General features: G+C 73.5%; 17 protein-coding genes. 11 read left to right on the forward strand and 6 right to left on the reverse strand.

Features of this window, described 5'->3' with window-relative positions:
- Positions 1-334: 334 nt before the first annotated feature.
- Both BS72_RS25820 and BS72_RS25825 read right to left on the reverse strand, forming a co-directional pair.
- Positions 335-1,687, reverse strand: a complete 1,353-nt coding sequence (locus tag BS72_RS25820) for a D-arabinono-1,4-lactone oxidase (protein ID WP_037913993.1) — start codon at positions 1,685-1,687, stop codon at positions 335-337.
- Entirely contained in the window at positions 1,614-2,891 is a 1,278-nt protein-coding gene (locus BS72_RS25825; RefSeq protein WP_051951697.1) for an MFS transporter, read from the reverse strand. Before BS72_RS25825 ends, BS72_RS25820 begins: the two co-directional genes overlap by 74 nt.
- Before the next feature lie 172 nt (positions 2,892-3,063).
- Between BS72_RS25825 and BS72_RS25830 the strand changes: the two genes are divergently transcribed.
- Positions 3,064-4,272 carry a ferrochelatase gene (locus BS72_RS25830; RefSeq protein ID WP_078901630.1) on the forward strand — a complete coding sequence of 403 codons (1,209 nt, stop codon included), beginning with the start codon at positions 3,064-3,066 and terminating at the stop codon, positions 4,270-4,272.
- 14 nt (positions 4,273-4,286) lie between these two features.
- The gene (locus BS72_RS25835; RefSeq protein WP_078901919.1) at positions 4,287-5,141 is read left to right on the forward strand and encodes an inositol monophosphatase family protein; all 855 of its coding nucleotides are present in this window, start codon (positions 4,287-4,289) and stop codon (positions 5,139-5,141) included.
- 169 nt (positions 5,142-5,310) lie between these two features.
- On the opposite strand, the gene BS72_RS25840 is transcribed toward BS72_RS25835, so the two are convergent.
- On the reverse strand, positions 5,311-5,502 hold the full coding sequence (locus BS72_RS25840) for a hypothetical protein (protein ID WP_037913995.1): 192 nt from the start codon (positions 5,500-5,502) through the stop codon (positions 5,311-5,313).
- A gap of 484 nt (positions 5,503-5,986) precedes the next feature.
- Here BS72_RS25840 and BS72_RS25845 point away from each other — a divergent pair, with 484 nt between their 5' ends.
- From BS72_RS25845 to BS72_RS25860, 4 genes are all read left to right on the forward strand, one after another.
- Positions 5,987-6,640 carry a response regulator transcription factor gene (locus BS72_RS25845; protein WP_037913997.1) on the forward strand — a complete coding sequence of 218 codons (654 nt, stop codon included), beginning with the start codon at positions 5,987-5,989 and terminating at the stop codon, positions 6,638-6,640.
- A gap of 7 nt (positions 6,641-6,647) precedes the next feature.
- Positions 6,648-7,958, forward strand: a complete 1,311-nt coding sequence (locus BS72_RS25850) for a sensor histidine kinase (protein WP_078901631.1) — start codon at positions 6,648-6,650, stop codon at positions 7,956-7,958.
- A 627-nt stretch (positions 7,959-8,585) separates the two neighbouring features.
- Positions 8,586-8,885 carry a DUF4193 domain-containing protein gene (locus BS72_RS25855; RefSeq protein ID WP_031512922.1) on the forward strand — a complete coding sequence of 100 codons (300 nt, stop codon included), beginning with the start codon at positions 8,586-8,588 and terminating at the stop codon, positions 8,883-8,885.
- 10 nt (positions 8,886-8,895) lie between these two features.
- The gene (locus BS72_RS25860) at positions 8,896-9,720 is read left to right on the forward strand and encodes a hypothetical protein (RefSeq protein WP_063836135.1); all 825 of its coding nucleotides are present in this window, start codon (positions 8,896-8,898) and stop codon (positions 9,718-9,720) included.
- A gap of 325 nt (positions 9,721-10,045) precedes the next feature.
- Here the strand turns inward: BS72_RS25860 and BS72_RS25865 are convergent, their stop codons facing one another.
- The gene (locus BS72_RS25865) at positions 10,046-10,555 is read right to left on the reverse strand and encodes a DUF3093 domain-containing protein (protein WP_037914001.1); all 510 of its coding nucleotides are present in this window, start codon (positions 10,553-10,555) and stop codon (positions 10,046-10,048) included.
- 312 nt (positions 10,556-10,867) lie between these two features.
- Between BS72_RS25865 and BS72_RS25870 the strand changes: the two genes are divergently transcribed.
- The 5 genes from BS72_RS25870 to BS72_RS25890 all read left to right on the forward strand — a co-directional run bounded on the left by BS72_RS25870 (position 10,868) and on the right by BS72_RS25890 (position 14,400).
- Positions 10,868-11,473: a PaaI family thioesterase gene (locus BS72_RS25870; protein ID WP_051951699.1), complete on the forward strand. Its 606-nt coding sequence runs from the start codon at positions 10,868-10,870 to the stop codon at positions 11,471-11,473.
- Complete coding sequence (dut, locus tag BS72_RS25875) at positions 11,470-11,994, forward strand: dUTP diphosphatase (protein ID WP_037914002.1); 525 nt, start codon at positions 11,470-11,472, stop codon at positions 11,992-11,994. The genes BS72_RS25870 and dut overlap by 4 nt, the downstream gene beginning before the upstream one ends.
- A 2-nt stretch (positions 11,995-11,996) precedes the next feature.
- Complete coding sequence (locus tag BS72_RS25880; protein ID WP_037914003.1) at positions 11,997-12,767, forward strand: DUF3710 domain-containing protein; 771 nt, start codon at positions 11,997-11,999, stop codon at positions 12,765-12,767.
- Positions 12,768-13,149: 382 nt separating this feature from the next.
- The gene (locus tag BS72_RS25885) at positions 13,150-13,548 is read left to right on the forward strand and encodes an OB-fold nucleic acid binding domain-containing protein (RefSeq protein ID WP_078901633.1); all 399 of its coding nucleotides are present in this window, start codon (positions 13,150-13,152) and stop codon (positions 13,546-13,548) included.
- Positions 13,549-13,551: 3 nt separating this feature from the next.
- A complete protein-coding gene (locus BS72_RS25890; protein ID WP_078901634.1) occupies positions 13,552-14,400 on the forward strand; it encodes a DUF3159 domain-containing protein in 849 nt (282 codons plus the stop codon).
- A 107-nt stretch (positions 14,401-14,507) separates the two neighbouring features.
- Here BS72_RS25890 and BS72_RS25895 read toward each other — a convergent pair whose 3' ends face one another.
- Positions 14,508-15,203 (reverse strand): potassium channel family protein, encoded by a 696-nt coding sequence (locus BS72_RS25895; RefSeq protein WP_037914008.1) that lies wholly within the window; start codon positions 15,201-15,203, stop codon positions 14,508-14,510.
- Positions 15,200-15,868: a potassium channel family protein gene (locus BS72_RS25900; RefSeq protein WP_037914011.1), complete on the reverse strand. Its 669-nt coding sequence runs from the start codon at positions 15,866-15,868 to the stop codon at positions 15,200-15,202. The genes BS72_RS25895 and BS72_RS25900 overlap by 4 nt, the downstream gene beginning before the upstream one ends.
- Between the last annotated feature and the right edge of the window lie 107 nt (positions 15,869-15,975).

Consider the following 15,975-nt stretch of genomic DNA (forward strand, 5'->3'; position numbering starts at 1 on the left):
CACGCCGTCATGGGACGGTGGTCGATTGTCCACCGAGGGTGACCATACTGTGACACGCCGGGAAGAGTGCCGTCGACTCCCCTCCCGACCGTGGTGCTGGTGCTGTCCAGGCAGCCGGCCGGGCGCCGGATGCCAGGGTTCGTCACGGTACTCCATTCGGGCCACCGGAGGGTGCCTGCCACACCGTCGAATATTGTGCGCGGGCGCGGAGTTCGGTGACCCGGCTCACAACTCCGGGGTGCACGCCAGGGCAAAAACGGACGTATCCTTTCGAACTTCCGCCCCAGGTCGCGGCCTTGAACGGGCGGCCTCCGGTCCGGCGGCGCGGCGCCGGCTAGGCCCCCAGCACCCGGCGCAGATAGTCGTTGCCGAAGAGCCTTTCGGGGTCGAGCCGTTCCCGCAGACGGGTGAACTCCGCGAACCGGGGATACGCCTCCGCGAGGTACTCCGCGTCCCGCGTGTGGATCTTCCCCCAGTGCGGCCGCCCGCCGGCTGCCGTCGCGATCCGCTCGACCGCGGTGAAGTACTCCTGGTACCGCCTGCCCCGGTACATGTGGACGGCCACGTAGGCGGTGTCGCGGCCCGAGGCGGTGGACAGCGCGATGTCGTCGGCCGGCGCCACCCGCACCTCCACCGGGAAGCTGATCCGCAGTCCGGACCGCTCCACCATCGCCTTCAGCTCCCGCACCACCGGCACGGCCGCCTCGCGCGGCACCGCGTACTCCATCTCCACGAACCGCACCCGTCGCGGGCTGGTGAACACCTTGTACGGGATGTCGGTGTAGGTGCGGGCGGACAGCGCCCGGGAGGAGAGCCGGGCGATGCCCGGTATCGCCGCCGGCGCCGCCCGACCCAGCGCGCAGGCCGCCCGGAAGACGCCGTTGGACAGCAGCTCGTCGTCGACCCAGCCGCGCACCGCCGGCAGCGGATCGGCCGGCCCGGCGCTGCGGTTGTTCCGCTTGGTGACGCAGCCCTCGGTGTGCGGGAACCAGTAGAACTCGAAGTGCTCGTTCTCCGCCGCGAACCGGTCGAACTCCGCCATCACCCGGTCGAACCGCATGGGCTCCTCACGGGCGGTCAGCAGGAACACCGGCTCCACCGCGAAGGTGATCGCGCTGACAACGCCCAGGGCGCCCAGCCCGATCCGGGCGGCGGCGAACACGTCCGGGTTCTCCCCGGCGGAGCAGGTCAGCACCGAGCCGTCCGCGGTGACGAGCTCCAGCGCCCGTATCTGCGCGGCTATGGAGGCCGAGTCGCGGCCGGTGCCGTGGGTGCCGGTGCTGGTGGCGCCCGCCACGGTCTGCTCCATGATGTCGCCCATGTTGGTGAGCGACAGCCCCTCGCCGGCCAGCACCGCGTTGAGCTGGCGCAGCGGCACCCCCGCCTCCACCGTGACGGTGCCGGCCGCGCGGTCCACGGAACGGATCGCGCTCAGCCCCTCCGGCCGTACCAGCACCCCGTCGGTGGCCGCCGCGGCGGTGAAGGAGTGCCCCGACCCGACCGCCTTCACCCGCAGCCCGTCGCGCGCCGCCGCCCGCACCACCGCGGCCAGTTCGTCCACCGACGCCGGCGCCGCCACCCGCCGCGGCCGGGCGGTGACGGTGCCCGCCCAGTTACGCCAGACTTCCGCCCGCTCCGGGCTCCGCGGCCCCGCCGGCCGCGTCCCCGCCCCGCTCGTCCCGCTCATCGCCGAACCTCTCCTCCTGGCGCGGTGTCGGCCGCAGCCGGCCGTATCCGAGGAACGCCGCCGCCGCGGCGGCCACCGCGGCCATGGCAGGCACCGCGAAGGCGGCCGAGGCGCCGTGCGCGTCGATCACCCGGCCGGCCAGCGCGGCACCCGCGGCCACGCCGACCGCCATGCCCGTGGAGGTCCACGTGATGCCCTCGGTCAGCCGCCCGCGCGGCACCAGCCGCTCCACCAGGCCCATGGCCGCCACCATCGTGGGCGCTATCGTCGTGCCGGCCACGAACAGGGCCAGGGCGAGCAGCGGCATGCTGCCGACCAGCAGTGGCGGGATCATACTCACCGCCATCCCGGCGACACCCCAGCGAAACCGGTCGGCGACCGAACGGCGCGGTGGCAGCATGCCGAAGACCACCCCGGACAGGCACGAGCCGAGCGCGTAGCAGGCGAGCACCAGGCTGGCCAGCCCCTTGTGGCCGCGCTCGTCGGCGAAGGCCACCGTGATCACGTCCACGGCGCCGAACATCATCCCCACCCCGGCGAAGACGACGCACAGTATCCGCAGCCCCGCCGACCGCATCGCCGAGCCGCCGCCCATGACGGCCTGCGGATGCGCGGCCGGCTCGGTGGCCCGCTGCGCGGTCAGCAGCGCGACCCCCACGGCCAGGAACACCATCGCCAGCAGCGGCCCGGCCTCCGCGAACGCCATCGTGCACAGCCCGACCGACAGCACCGGGCCGACGATGAACACCACCTCGTCCACCACCGACTCCAGCGAGTACGCGGTGTGCAGCAACTCCGGCGAGCCCCGGTGGATCTCCGACCAGCGCGCCCGCACCATCGCGCCCAGGCTCGGCGTCAGCCCGGCCAGCAGCACGCACCCGAAGTACGTCCAGTCCGGCGCGCCCTCCCGCACGCACAGCAGGAGGCCGCTCACCGCCAGCACCGTCACCACGGCCACCGGGCGCAGCACCCGGCGCTGCCCGTAGCGGTCCACCAGCCGCGACACCCGGGGCCCGCACAGCGCGCTGGACAGCGCCAGCGTCGCGGACAGCGCGCCCGCCAGGCCGTACCGGCCGGTCACCTGGGAGATCATGGTCACGACGCCGATGCCCGTCATCGACAACGGCATCCGCCCGACCAGTCCGGCCAGGGAGAAGGCACGCGCGCCGGGGGTGGCGAAAAGAGAGCGGTAAGGGCTGGGCACGGGGGTACTCCGGAGCTGTCCGGCGCCGTCCCGCGTCGGACTCACGCGGGGGGCGCGACGGCATCGGCCCGCAGGGTAGTTCGTGGACAGAGACAGCTTACGTAACGCGGCAAATGTTTTTTCCCGGTGGCCGTTCCCGGGGGCGGCCGCCGGGAATGGCAGGATCAAAGGCATGTCCGATCAGCCCCACGCGCCGCACACCGCCGCCGCGGCCGCGCCGTCCGACCCCTCCGCCGCGTCTGCCGAGGTCGCCGCCTCACCCGGCACCCCGCAGGAGCCGGACCCCGGCCCCTACGACGCCCTCCTGCTGCTGTCCTTCGGCGGCCCCGAGGGCCCCGACGACGTCGTGCCGTTCCTGGAGAACGTCACCCGCGGGCGCGGCATCCCACGCGAAAGGCTGAAAGAGGTGGGCCGCCACTACTTCCTGTTCGGCGGCGTCAGCCCGATCAACGAGCAGAACCGCGAGCTGCTGGGCGCCCTGCGCGAGGACTTCGCCGCCGCCGGGCTGGACCTGCCGGTCCACTGGGGCAACCGCAACTGGGCGCCGTACCTCACCGACACCCTGCGCGAGATGGCCGAGGCCGGCCGCCGACGGGTGCTGGTCCTGGCCACCAGCGCCTACGCCTCGTACTCCGGCTGCCGCCAGTACCGGGAGAACCTGGCCGCCTCGCTGGCCGAGGTCGCCGCGGCGGGCCTGCCCGTGCCGCGGGTCGACAAGCTGCGCCACTACTTCAACCACCCCGGTTTCGTCGAGCCCATGGTCGACGCGACCGTGGCCGCGCTCGCCGAACTGCCCGAGGAGGTGCGCGACGGGGCCCGGCTCGCGTTCACCACGCACTCCATCCCGACCGCCGCCGCCGACACCTCCGGCCCCAAGGAGGACCACGGCGACGGCGGCGCCTACGTCGCCCAGCACCTGGACACCGCCCGGCTGGTGGCCGACGGCGTCCGCGAGGCCACCGGGGTCGACCGCCCCTGGGAGCTCGTCTACCAGTCCCGCTCCGGCGCGCCGCACATCCCGTGGCTGGAACCCGACATCTGCGACCACCTGGAAGCCGTCCACGCGGACGGCGCCGCCGCGGTGGTGATGGTCCCCATCGGGTTCGTCTCCGACCACATGGAGGTCAAGTACGACCTCGACACCGAGGCGACCGCCAAGGCCGCCGAACTGGGCCTGCCGGTCAGCCGCGCGGCCACCGTGGGCGCCGACCCGCGCTTCGCCGCCGCCGTCCGCGACCTGGTGCTGGAACGTGCCGCCACCGAGCGCGGCCGGACGCCGGCCCGCTGCGCCCTCGGCGCGCTCGGACCCAGCCACGACGTGTGCCCGGCCGGCTGCTGCCCGGCCCGGACACCGCAGCCCGCCGCCGCCGGAACCGACTGAGGAGCCCTGTCCCCATGAGCACACCCGCCACCGGAGCGACCGGCCCCGCCGAGGGCGCCGGCCGCCCCGAGGCCACGGGCGAGGACGCCGAACTGCTGGAGATCGCCCTGGAGGCCGCCACCCGCGCAGGCGCCCTGCTGCGCGACGGCCGCCCCGCCGACCTCGGCGTCGCCGCCACCAAGAGCAGCCCCATCGACGTCGTCACCGAGATGGACATCGCCGCCGAGAAGCTGATCACCTCCCACATCTCGGCGCTGCGGCCGGACGACGGCTTCCTCGGCGAGGAGGGCGCCGACCGCGTGGGCACCAGCGGCGTGCGCTGGGTCATCGACCCCCTCGACGGCACCGTGAACTACCTCTACGGCCTGCCGTCCTGGTCGGTGAGCATCGCCGCCGAGCGCGACGGGCGCGCCGTGGTCGGGGTGGTCGAGGCCCCGATGCGCCGGGAGACGTACCAGGCGGTGCTGGGCGGCGGGGCCTACGTGAACGGGGTGCGCGCGCACTGCCGGCCGGCCCCCGACCTGGACCACGCGCTCGTCGCCACCGGCTTCAGCTACCTGCGCGAGCGGCGCGCCAGCATGGCCGAGGTGGTCAGGGTGCTGCTGCCGCAGGTGCGCGACCTGCGGCGCGGCGGCTCGGCCGCCATCGACCTCGCCGACGTCGGCTGCGGCCGGCTGGACGCCTACTACGAGCGCGGCCTGAACCCCTGGGACCTCGCCGCGGGGGCCCTGTTCGCCCGCGAGGCGGGCGCGCTCACCGGCGGCCGGCCGGGCCGCGAGCCCGCCGAGGAGCTGACGGTGGCGGCGCCGCCCGGGCTCTTCGAGCGGCTCCAGGGGATGCTGGAGGAACTGGGCGCCTGGCACGACTGACCGGACCGCCGGGCGGCGCCCGAGTCCCGGTCCGGGCCTGCCCGGGCCGGGGCTCGGGCGCGTCCGCGCGGCCGCGGGTGCCGGGCCGGAGGCGCCCCCCGCGGGCATGCGAACGCCCCGGCACCGTCCGGCGACCGGGGCGTTCGGCTGCGGGGTCAGCCGAGGCGGATCAGGCGACCTTCGGCCGAACGTTCCGTCCGTCCCGTACGTCCACGCCGTGGTCGGCCGCTATGCGGCGGAGGTCGTCCAGCTCCCCCTCCTCGACGTCGACGAGGAAGTCGTCGCCGGTCTCGCGGGCCCGGCGCAGATCGGACTCCGTTGTGTGGATGCGCTGAAGGATTCCGGTGGTGAACGCGTCCATGATGCGCCCCCTCGTCGTCTCCGATGACACGGGGTGTGTCAAGCCGGATGCCACGCGTGAAAACGCGGAGCACGGCATGTTGGGTGGGTTACAGCCGTCCTCCCCACCCCTTTCGGGGCGGAAACCTCACTGACCCAAGGAATATTCGCGGCCTTTCCGACAAAACACCTCGCCGTCGCCCTACCCCGGTCCCCTCGTGACGGCCTCCCGCAGGAGTCGTGCGCGTGCCGTGACGCTTCCGCGGGGCCGCGTGGACGCGGGGCCTCGCGGGCGGTCCGCGGGCGGTGACGCTCCGAGGCGCGGCGGGCCGCGGCGAGGGGCGGGGAGCGGAGGCGGGGCCACACGGCGGGGGCGGGAGGCGGGCCGGCGGAGAAACAGGCGCTTACCGCCGGTTTACGGGGGGTCGGTGCAGGATGGGGAGCAGAATTTCCCAGCTCATGCTCTTGTCACGAGCTCATGCTCTTGTCACGGAAGGAACAGCGCATTGCGCGTACTGGTCGTCGAGGACGAGCAGCTGCTCGCCGATGCGGTCGCCACCGGCCTGCGCCGTGAGGCCATGGCCGTGGACGTGGTCTATGACGGCGGCTCCGCCCTGGAGCGCATCGGCGTCAACGACTACGACGTCGTGGTACTCGACCGCGACCTGCCGGTGGTCCACGGCGACGAGGTGTGCCGGCGCGTGGTCGAACTCGAAATGCCCACCCGGGTGCTCATGCTCACCGCCGCCGGAGACGTCAGCGACCGGGTGGAGGGCCTGGAGCTCGGCGCCGACGACTACCTGCCCAAGCCCTTCGCGTTCACCGAGCTGACCGCCCGGGTGCGTGCCCTGGGGCGCCGGACGACCGCGGCGCTGCCGCCCGTCCTGGAGCGCTCGGGCATCCGGCTCGACCCGAACCGTCGGGAGGTGTTCCGCGACGGCAGGGAGGTGCACCTGGCTCCCAAGGAGTTCGCCGTCCTGGAGGTCCTCATGCGCAGCGAGGGCTCGGTGGTCTCCGCCGAGCAGCTGCTGGAGAAGGCGTGGGACGAGAACACCGACCCCTTCACCAACGTCGTGCGGGTCACCGTCATGACACTGCGGCGCAAGCTCGGCGAGCCCCCGGTGATCGTCACCGTGCCCGGCTCCGGCTACCGGATCTGAGGGCGGAATGGCCTCCCCAGCACCCGAGGGCCCCCAGGGCTCCAAGGACCCGAAAGCCCACGCCGGCGCCGCTTCCGGGCGGCCGCAGGCCCCGCCGGAGCGTCCGTCCGCGCCGCCCAAGCCCTCCTGGGACCCGCAGCCGGCCGAGAACCCGCCGCCCTGGCTGCGGCCGACCATCCGGATACGGCTGACCGTGCTCTACGGCGGCATGTTCCTGATCGCCGGCGTCATCCTGCTGTGGATCATCTACCTGCTGGCCGCCCAGGCCATCCACCAGGGCACCAACCTGCCCTTCCAGATCACCGAGATCCGGGTGGGGAACAGCAGCTGCCTCTCGATCGGGCCGGACACCACCAACGACCAGGTCAACCAGATGATCAGCACCTGCCTCCAGCACCAGCGGGACGCGGCGCTGAACACGCTGCTCAAACGGTCGCTGCTGGCGCTGATCGGGCTGGCCGTGGTGGCCTTCGCCTTCGGGTACGTGATGGCCGGCCGGGTGCTCTCGCCGCTGGGCCGGATCACCCGGACCGCCCGCAGTGTGGCCGGCTCGGACCTCAAGCGGCGCATCGAGCTGGACGGCCCCGACGACGAGCTCAAGGAGCTGGCCGACACCTTCGACGGAATGCTGGACCGACTGGAGCGCTCCTTCGACGCCCAGCGCCGGTTCGTCGCCAACGCCTCGCACGAGCTGCGCACGCCGCTGGCGATCAACCGCACCCTGCTGGAGGTGCAGCTCTCCGATCCGGCGGCCTCCCCGGACCTCCAGCAGCTCGGCAAGACGCTGCTGGCCACCAACGAGCGCAGCGAACAGCTGGTCGAGGGTCTGCTGCTGCTGGCCCGGAGCGAGAACGAGATCGTCGACCGCAAGCCGGTCGACCTCGCCGAGGCCGCCTCCATGGCGCTGGACCAGACCCGGGCCGAGGCGGAGTCGCGCGGCGTGCGGCTGCAAGGCGCCCTGACCCCGGCGGTGGTGCAGGGCAACGGCGTGCTGCTGGAGCGGATCGCCATGAACCTGGTGCAGAACGCCGTGCGCTACAACATCCCCGAGGGCGGCTGGGTCGAGGTGGCCACGTCGGCCGAGCACGGGCAGGCGCAGCTGGTGGTGGCGAACACCGGGCCGGTGGTGCCGGCCTACGAGGTCGACAACCTCTTCGAGCCCTTCCGGCGGCTGCGGACCGAGCGCACGGGCAGCGACAAGGGCGTCGGGCTGGGCCTGTCCATCGCCCGCTCGGTGGCCCGGGCGCACGGCGGTGTGATCACCGCCGAGCCGCGCGAGGGCGGTGGCCTGGTGATGCGGGTGGCCATCCCGTTGTGACGTCCCCTGGAGGGCCTGAGCGCCGCCTGGGCGCCCTCCGGGGCGCCCGGCGGGCGACTCGTCCACCAGGGCGCCCGGCGGGCACCCGCGCCCCCGGCACGGGCGTGGGCGCCGGGGGCGCGCCGTCCGCCCGGGAGCCCCGGAGCATCCGCACACCCGTGCGTACGGCACCCGCGGGAACCGCGCACGGACGCTGTGAACCGTGTCACGTCCGATTGCGTCCCATCTCCCGGTGGCGTTCCAGAGGGTCCGGAGGGCTGTTCGCTATGCGAGTAATCGCCGGTTCTGGACCACACCGGAGCGGTCTGTGACCGATCGCACATCAGCCCCGGTCGTCGGGTACGCTCGGTGATCCGCGATCCGGGAGAAACAGCCGTAAATTCCATGTTTCCGCAGGTCATGATCACGGGAAGTACAGGGAAAGGCATCAGCGGCGGGCCGGTCGACGGCCGCCGAAGACCATGATCGACCACCCGTGCGGTCACCTCTTCGGGGGCGTATTCGGGTGTCGATTGAATAACAGGCCTTGATGTGAGGCAAAATCTCCGCCTCGGGTCGGGCACAAGTCCGGCCTCCCGCGCGTTACGTGCGCTGGAAGACCTCAGACACCCACAGGGGGAGAGCGAAATGGCAACCGATTACGACACCCCACGCAAGACCGACGACGACGTCAACGAAGACAGCATCGAGGAGCTGAAGGCCAGGCGGAACGAGAAGACGACCTCCGCCGTCGATGTCGACGAGTTCGACCAGGCCGAGTCCCTGGAGCTGCCCGGCGCCGACCTCTCCAACGAGGAGCTGTCGGTCCGCGTGCTGCCCCGCCAGGCGGACGAGTTCACCTGCATGAGCTGCTTCCTGGTCCACCACAGGAGCCAATTGGCCTCGGAGAAGAACGGAAACCCCATCTGCCGCGACTGCGCGGCCTGACACGGCTGCCGTGAAGGGCTTCCCGGAGCACGGCAAGGGTGAGGAGCGAGGCCACGCGGCCTCGCTCGCGGCCGCGACCGCCCGCGGGGTGACCCGGGGCGTCGCCGGCGGCGCCCGGGCCGGCGGCCGGATGGCCCGGGGCACGGTCAGCTCGGTCGCCGAGCGGCTGTTCGACACGGCTCCACGCATTCCGGTGCGCAGCCTGGCGACCTTGCGGCGGCAGTTCCCCGGGCTCGACGCCGAGCAGATCGCGGACCGGCTGACCGCCGCCGCGGTACGGGGCACGATGACGGTCGGCGCCGGTGTGGGCGCGGCCGCCATGCTGCCGACCCCGCCGGCCATGCCGGCCGAGATCGCCTCGGAGACCCTCGGCGTGGCCCTCGTCGAGTACAAGCTCATCGCCGAGTTGCACGAGGTCTACGGACAGCGGGTGCAAGGCACCGTCCGGGACCGCGCCACGTCCTACCTGTGGGCGTGGAGCGAGCAGCGCGGCATCAACGCGCTGCGGCTGTCCACCATGGGCGCCGCGGTGAACAGCGGCATGAAGCGCGAGGTGCGCCAGCGCCTGGTGCGCCGCACCATCAAGCACACCCCGGCCCTGACCCCGTTCATGATCGGGGCGGCCGTCGGCGCCGTGATGAACCGGCGCGACACCCGCAAGCTCGCCCGACGGGTCCGCCGGGACCTGCGGGCCCACCAGATCCCCTGGTCCCTGCTGCCCGCCTCCGACGAACTCCCCGCGCTGGAGGAGCCGCTGGACGCGCTGGAGGGACCGCTGCCGTCCACGGACGACGACGGCGACCGGCCGTCGGGAACCGATCGCGGCGGGCGCTGACCGCGGGGACCCCTCGGCGGCACCGATCCGCCGCGCGGCCTTCGGCCTCCAGCGGTTCTTCCGCGGCGTTCCGCTCCTCGCGTCCTGGACGTCCTACGCGTCCTGGACGCCCTCGACGTCCTACGCGTACCGGACGCTGTCGACGTCCCGCGCGTACCGGACGCTGTCGACGTCCCGCGCGTACCGGACGCTGTCGACGTCCCGCGCGTACCGGACGCCGTCGAGGCCCCGCGCGGTGAGACCGCCGTCCGACCCCGTCCCCCGGCCGATCCGGAATCCGGTCCAGCCCGGGGCGGCCCGTGGGGGCCACCCGTCCGGGCCGGCCTCAGGAGTCCTTCGCCGCGCCGCCCGCAGCCGCGGCCGCCGTCCCCTTGGCCGCCGAGGACCGCGCGGTGGCCAGTGCCTCGGCCAGCCGCTTGGGGGTACGCGTTGACAGGTAGAGGTAGGGCGTCGGGTCGCCCGGGTCGGTCACCTCGACCCTGAGCGCGGTCTGCACGTAGGAGCGCAGCAGCATGAAGGCGCGCGGGTCCGCCTTGTAGGAGCGCCAGGCCACGGCCTCGGCCGGGTCCAGCACCGTGGCGGCGCCCAGCGCGCTCAGCGGCAGCCGGGCCTTGCCCGCCACCAGCGAGCCGGCCACCACCCGGATCCGCGCGGACCCGTAGGAGCTGACCATCATCATCGACACCGCGGTGCCGGCCACCAGCCCGCCGAGCATCGCCAGCGGGCCGAAGGGGTAGACCACGAGCGCGAGGCCGACGCCCGCCCCGAGGGCCATGAGCCACCAGGAGCGCGGCACGGTGAGGCGTTCGTCGTAGGGCTGCGGTACACCAGGCATGGGACAAGCCTGCCATGGCCGTCTGTGGGCCCCTCGCCGGACCGGCCGCGACGCCGTCCGCGCCGGTTCCGCAAGCCCGTCCGCGCAGCCGTCCGCCCAGCCGTCCGCACCGCCGGAAGCCCCGCCCGCGAACCCGTCCGCACGCCCCGCCCCGGCCCGCCCTCGGCCCCGTCGCCCTGTCGTGCGCCGCGCCCTCCACCCGGCTCCCGGTCCGGCCGGGGGCGTTCCGCCGCCGCTCCGCGCGCGCTTCGCGTTCGATCCGCGTCCGGCAGGCGCTGGGTGGGCAGAGGAAGCCGCGATAAGGTCTGCGGCGTGAGTCCAGCCACAACACCCCCGAGCGAGGGGCGGCCGAGCCTGGCGCCGCCGCCCGGAGCCGCCGCGCCCGTACGCCATCCCGAGGCGCCCGCGCCGGGCGAACCGCTCGGCTCGCACTACGACCAGTGCTTCGGATGCGGCGACCGGCAGCCCAACGGCCTGCACGTGGCCACCACCGCCGGCGAGGGCGTCACCGTGCACGCCGAGTTCACCGTGCGGCCCGCCCACCAGGGCGCGCCCGGCCTGGCCCATGGCGGGGTGCTGGTCGCCGCGCTCGACGAGACGCTGGGCGCCCTCGGCTGGCTGCTGCGGACCATCGCGGTCACCCGCCGCCTGGAGTCGGAGTTCCTGCTCCCGGTCCCGGTCGGCACCACCCTGCACCTGGCCGCCCGCTGCACCGCGGTGGACGGGCGCAAGATCTTCTGCACCGCCGAGGGCCGGATCGGCGGCGCCGACGGCCCGGTCGCGGTCCGCGCCGACGCCCTCTTCATCGAGGTCGAGCTGGACCACTTCACCCGCAACGGCCGCCCCGAGGAGATCCAGGCGGCGATGGCCGACCCTGACCAGACCAAGGTCGTCCGAGCCTTCGAGGTGAACCCGTGAGCCGCCCCGAGGTCGACGTGCTGCTGCGCCGTCTCGACCCGTCGGTACCGGTTCCCGGCTACGCGCACCCGGGAGACGCCGGGGTGGACCTGACGACCACCGAGGCCGCCGAACTCGCCCCCGGCGAGCGGACGGTGCTGCCGACCGGTATCGCCGTCGCGCTGCCCGACGGGTACGCCGCCTTCGTCCACCCGCGATCCGGGCTGGCGGCCCGCTGCGGGGTGGCCATGGTGAATGCCCCCGGAACGGTGGATGCCGGGTACCGTGGAGAGATCAAGGTGATCGTGGTCAACCTCGACCCGCGTGAGAGCGTGCGGTTCGAGGCGGGGGACCGTATCGCCCAGTTGGTCGTGCAGCAGGTCGAGCGGGTCAGGTTCCATGAAGTCGCGGAGCTGCCCGGCTCCGCCAGGGGGGCGGGGGGCTTCGGCTCCACAGGGGGTCACGCCGCGGTGGGGAAACCGTCGGCGGGCACGTCCAGCAACGGCTACACATCGGTCCTCGGTGACCGGGAAGGACAGTGACCGTGTTCCGTCGTCGCAAGGAGCGCGAAGACGTCATCGACGAGCTCGACGAGGCCGAGGGCCCCGACGACGCCGCCGAGGACAGCGAGGAGTCGGACGGCTCCGGCGAATCGTCCGGCTACAACCTTCCGCCCGCGCCGCGCCCCGACGGGCCGTGGGACGTGGAGGAGGTCAAGGACCCGGGTGAGGGGCGCGTCGACCTCGGCGGCCTGTTCGTGCCCGGCGTCGAGGGCATGGAGCTGCGGGTCGAGGTGGCGGGCGAGTCCATCGTCGCGGCCACCGTCGTGCTGCGGGACAGCGCCGTCCAGCTCCAGGCGTTCGCCGCCCCGAAGTCCGAGGGCATCTGGCGCGAGGTCCGGCAGGAGATCGCGGGCGGCATCACGCAGCAGGGCGGTGTCATCGACGAGGTCGAGGGCCCGCTCGGCTGGGAGCTGCGCGCGCAGGTGCCGGTGCAGCTTCCCGACGGCACCGGCGGCGTGCAGCTGGTGCGGTTCGTCGGCTGCGACGGCCCGCGCTGGTTCCTGCGCGGCGTGATCTCCGGCCAGGGCGCGGTCCAGCCCGCCGCGGCCGGCGTGCTGGAGTCGGTCTTCCGCGACACCGTGGTGGTGCGCGGCGTGGCCCCGATGGCGCCCCGCGACCCGATCGTCCTCAAGCTGCCCAACGACGCCCAGATGGTGCCGGACGGCGTGGCGCCCGAGCAGGGTGAGGCGCAGAAGTTCGGGGACGGGATCGACCCCATGCGGCGCGGACCGGAGATCACCGAGCTGCGCTGACGGCGCCCGCTGGTCCGACCGCCTCCGGCCCCGGCCGGAAGCAGCGGTCCGGGCCTGACCGGTGCCGGTCCAGGCCGGTCGGTGGTCGGTACTGGTCGTACCGGTTCAGCCGCCCGTCCCCCCGCACGCTTCCGCCCGGCCGCCCGTGGACTGCCACGGCGGCCGGGCGTCGCCGTGCCGGCTGCCGCACGGGTCGTCGCCGGGACGTGGCGTACGCGGCGGCCCGTGCACGCGTACGTGTAAGCGGCGACCGGGCTGAGGCGGACGCACAGGCGCCGTCGCCTCGTCCGTCCCCGTCCCCCTCGCCGTTCCAGCCCCCGTCCCCGTTGCTGTCGCCGCCGTGCCCCCGGCACGGCGGGTCGGGCCCGCTACCCTGGACCGTATGAGTGGTGCCATCCGTCCCGAACGGCCTGCCGGCCGCTTCCGCCGCATGCTCGACCGTCTGTCCTCCTCACCGGAGGAACTCGACTCGGAGGAGCTGCGGCAGGAGGCTCTCGCCGTGGGCTGCACGCGGATCAGCGACTGCTCCGACCGCCAGATCGTCTCCGTGACCGGTACCCTGCGTACCGTCACGCTCCGCCCGCGGGCCGGCGTGCCGGCACTGGAGGCGGAGCTGTTCGACGGCTCAGCCGCGCTCGACGTGGTGTGGCTGGGACGCCGCAGCATCGTCGGCATAGAACCCGGGCGCATGATCCTCGCGTCCGGCCGGGTCTCCATGAACCGGGGCCGTCCGGTGCTGTTCAACCCCAAGTACGAGCTGCGTCCGGTCGGACAGGAGTAACAGGTGACGTCGATCGACAACACGGGCCGGCCCTCGGGCGCGGACCCGTCGGGTGACGGCCACGCCCCCGGCGGGAGCGGCGGCCCTCGGCCCGCGCCCGGAGCCACCCGCCACGAGGCGGCGTCGCCCGAGGTCGGGACGGCGCCCCAGGAGACCGGCGAGGAGGCCCGCGCGGTCACCGAGGCGGCGCTCTTCGAGGCGTTCGGCGGAGTGCGCGGCATGGTGGAGACCACCGTGCCCGGACTGGTCTTCGTCGCGATCTACACCGTCGACCACGACATCAAGACCTCCGGCCTGGCCGCGCTGGCCCTGTCCGTGGTGATGGGCCTGGCCCGGCTGGCCCGCAAGGACACGCTCAAGCACGCCTTCGGCGGGATCTTCGGCGTCGCGTTCGGCGCGGTCTTCGCGATGATGTCGGGCAACGCCAAGAACTTCTACCTGCCCGGCATGCTCTACACGCTCGGGCTGGCCATCGCCTACATCGCCACCGCCGCGGCCGGGGTGCCGCTGCTCGGCCTCATCCTCGGGCCGATCTTCAAGGAGAACCTCTCCTGGCGGAAGCGGAACCCGGGCCGGCTGCGCGCCTACACCCGGGCCAGCTGGGCGTGGGGCCTGATCCTGCTGGCGAAGTCGGCGATCCTCTTCCCGCTCTACTGGTGGGGCAACGCCACCCAGCTGGGCTGGGTGAAGGTGGCCCTCGGCATCCCGCCCTTCCTGCTCTCCGTCTACCTGACCTGGATCATCCTGGTGAAGGCGCCCGCGCCGATCGACGTCATCGCGGAGATGGAGGCGGCCGAGAAGGCCGAGCGGGAGCAGAAGGCCGTCGACGAGCAGCGCACCCTGTCCGGCTGAGGCACCGGCCCGCGCACAGCCTCCCTGAGCCACTCGTACGACGACGGGCCCGGACCCCCGATCAACCGGGGGTCCGGGCCCGTCGTCGTAGGCGGGTGCCGGGAGCGTCAGCCCTCCGACGTGCCCGCCGCGCCGTCCGCGCCGTCCCGGACGGAGAGCAGGTCCTCCAGCTGCTCCTCGCGGTGCGGCGCGGCCACGAACAGCAGCTCGTCCCCGGCCTCCAGCGCGTCGTCCTTGGCCGGGGTGAGCACCCGGTTGCCGCGGATGATCGTCACCAGCGAGGTGTCGGTCGGCCACTCCACGTCACCGACGCGGGTCCCGACCAGCGCGGCCTCCTCCGGCAGCGTCAACTCGACGAGGTTGGCGTCACCCTGGCTGAAGCGGAGCAGCCGGACCAGGTCGCCGACGCTCACCGCCTCCTCCACCAGAGCGGACATCAGCCGCGGCGTGGACACGGCGACGTCCACGCCCCAGGACTCGTTGAAGAGCCACTCGTTCTTCGGGTTGTTCACCCGGGCGACCACCCGGGGCACCCCGTACTCGGTCTTCGCCAGCAGCGACACGACCAGGTTCACCTTGTCGTCGCCGGTGGCGGCGATCACGACGTTGCAGCGCTGGAGCGCGGCCTCGTCCAGAGAGGTGATCTCGCAGGCGTCGGCCAGCAGCCACTCCGCCTGCGGTACCCGCTCGACCGAGATCGAGGTGGGGTTCTTGTCGACGAGCAGCACCTCGTGCCCGTTCTCCAGCAGCTCCGCGGCGATCGACCTGCCGACCGCCCCGGCCCCGGCGATGGCGACCCTCATGAGTGCGCCTCCTCGGGCCCCTGGGCGAACGCGGCCTCGACCTCGGCGATGCCGTCGGTCCGCATCATCACGTGCACGAGGTCGCCCTCCTGGAGGACGGTCTGGGAGGTCGGCAGCATCGCTTCGCCGAGCCGGGTGATGAACGCCACCCGCACCCCCGTCTGCTCCTGGAGCCGGCTCACCTTGTGGCCGATCCAGGCCGCGGAGGTGTGCACCTCCGCGAGCTGCACCCCGCCGCTCGGGTCCCGCCACAGCGGCTCGGCCCCGGAGGGCAGCAGCCGGCGCAGCATCTGGTCGGCGGTCCAGCGGACCGTGGCGACCGTCGGGATGCCCAGACGCTGGTAGACCTCGGCCCGGCGCGGGTCGTAGATCCTGGCGGCCACGTTCTCGATGCCGAACATCTCCCGGGCCACCCGGGCCGCGATGATGTTGGAGTTGTCACCGCTGCTGACGGCCGCGAAGGCGCCGGCCTCCTCGATTCCGGCCTCGCGCAGCGTGTCCTGGTCGAACCCGACACCGGTCACCCGGCGCCCGCCGAACCCGGAACCCAGGCGCCGGAACGCCGTCGGGTCCTGGTCGACCACCGCCACCGTATGACCATGTTGTTCGAGGGAGTGCGCGAGGGCTGAGCCCACCCGGCCGCATCCCATAATCACGACGTGCACGACCGTCCTTCCGGCTGTCTGTGTTGAGGCTGCACCAAGCGTCTCAGACCGCGGCCCACGCTACACACGCGCGGGACCGGTCGGGCGGTTGCGCCGCCCCGCTGCGG

The sequence above is a fragment of the Actinacidiphila yeochonensis CN732 genome (assembly GCF_000745345.1).
Classification (GTDB): domain Bacteria; phylum Actinomycetota; class Actinomycetes; order Streptomycetales; family Streptomycetaceae; genus Actinacidiphila; species Actinacidiphila yeochonensis.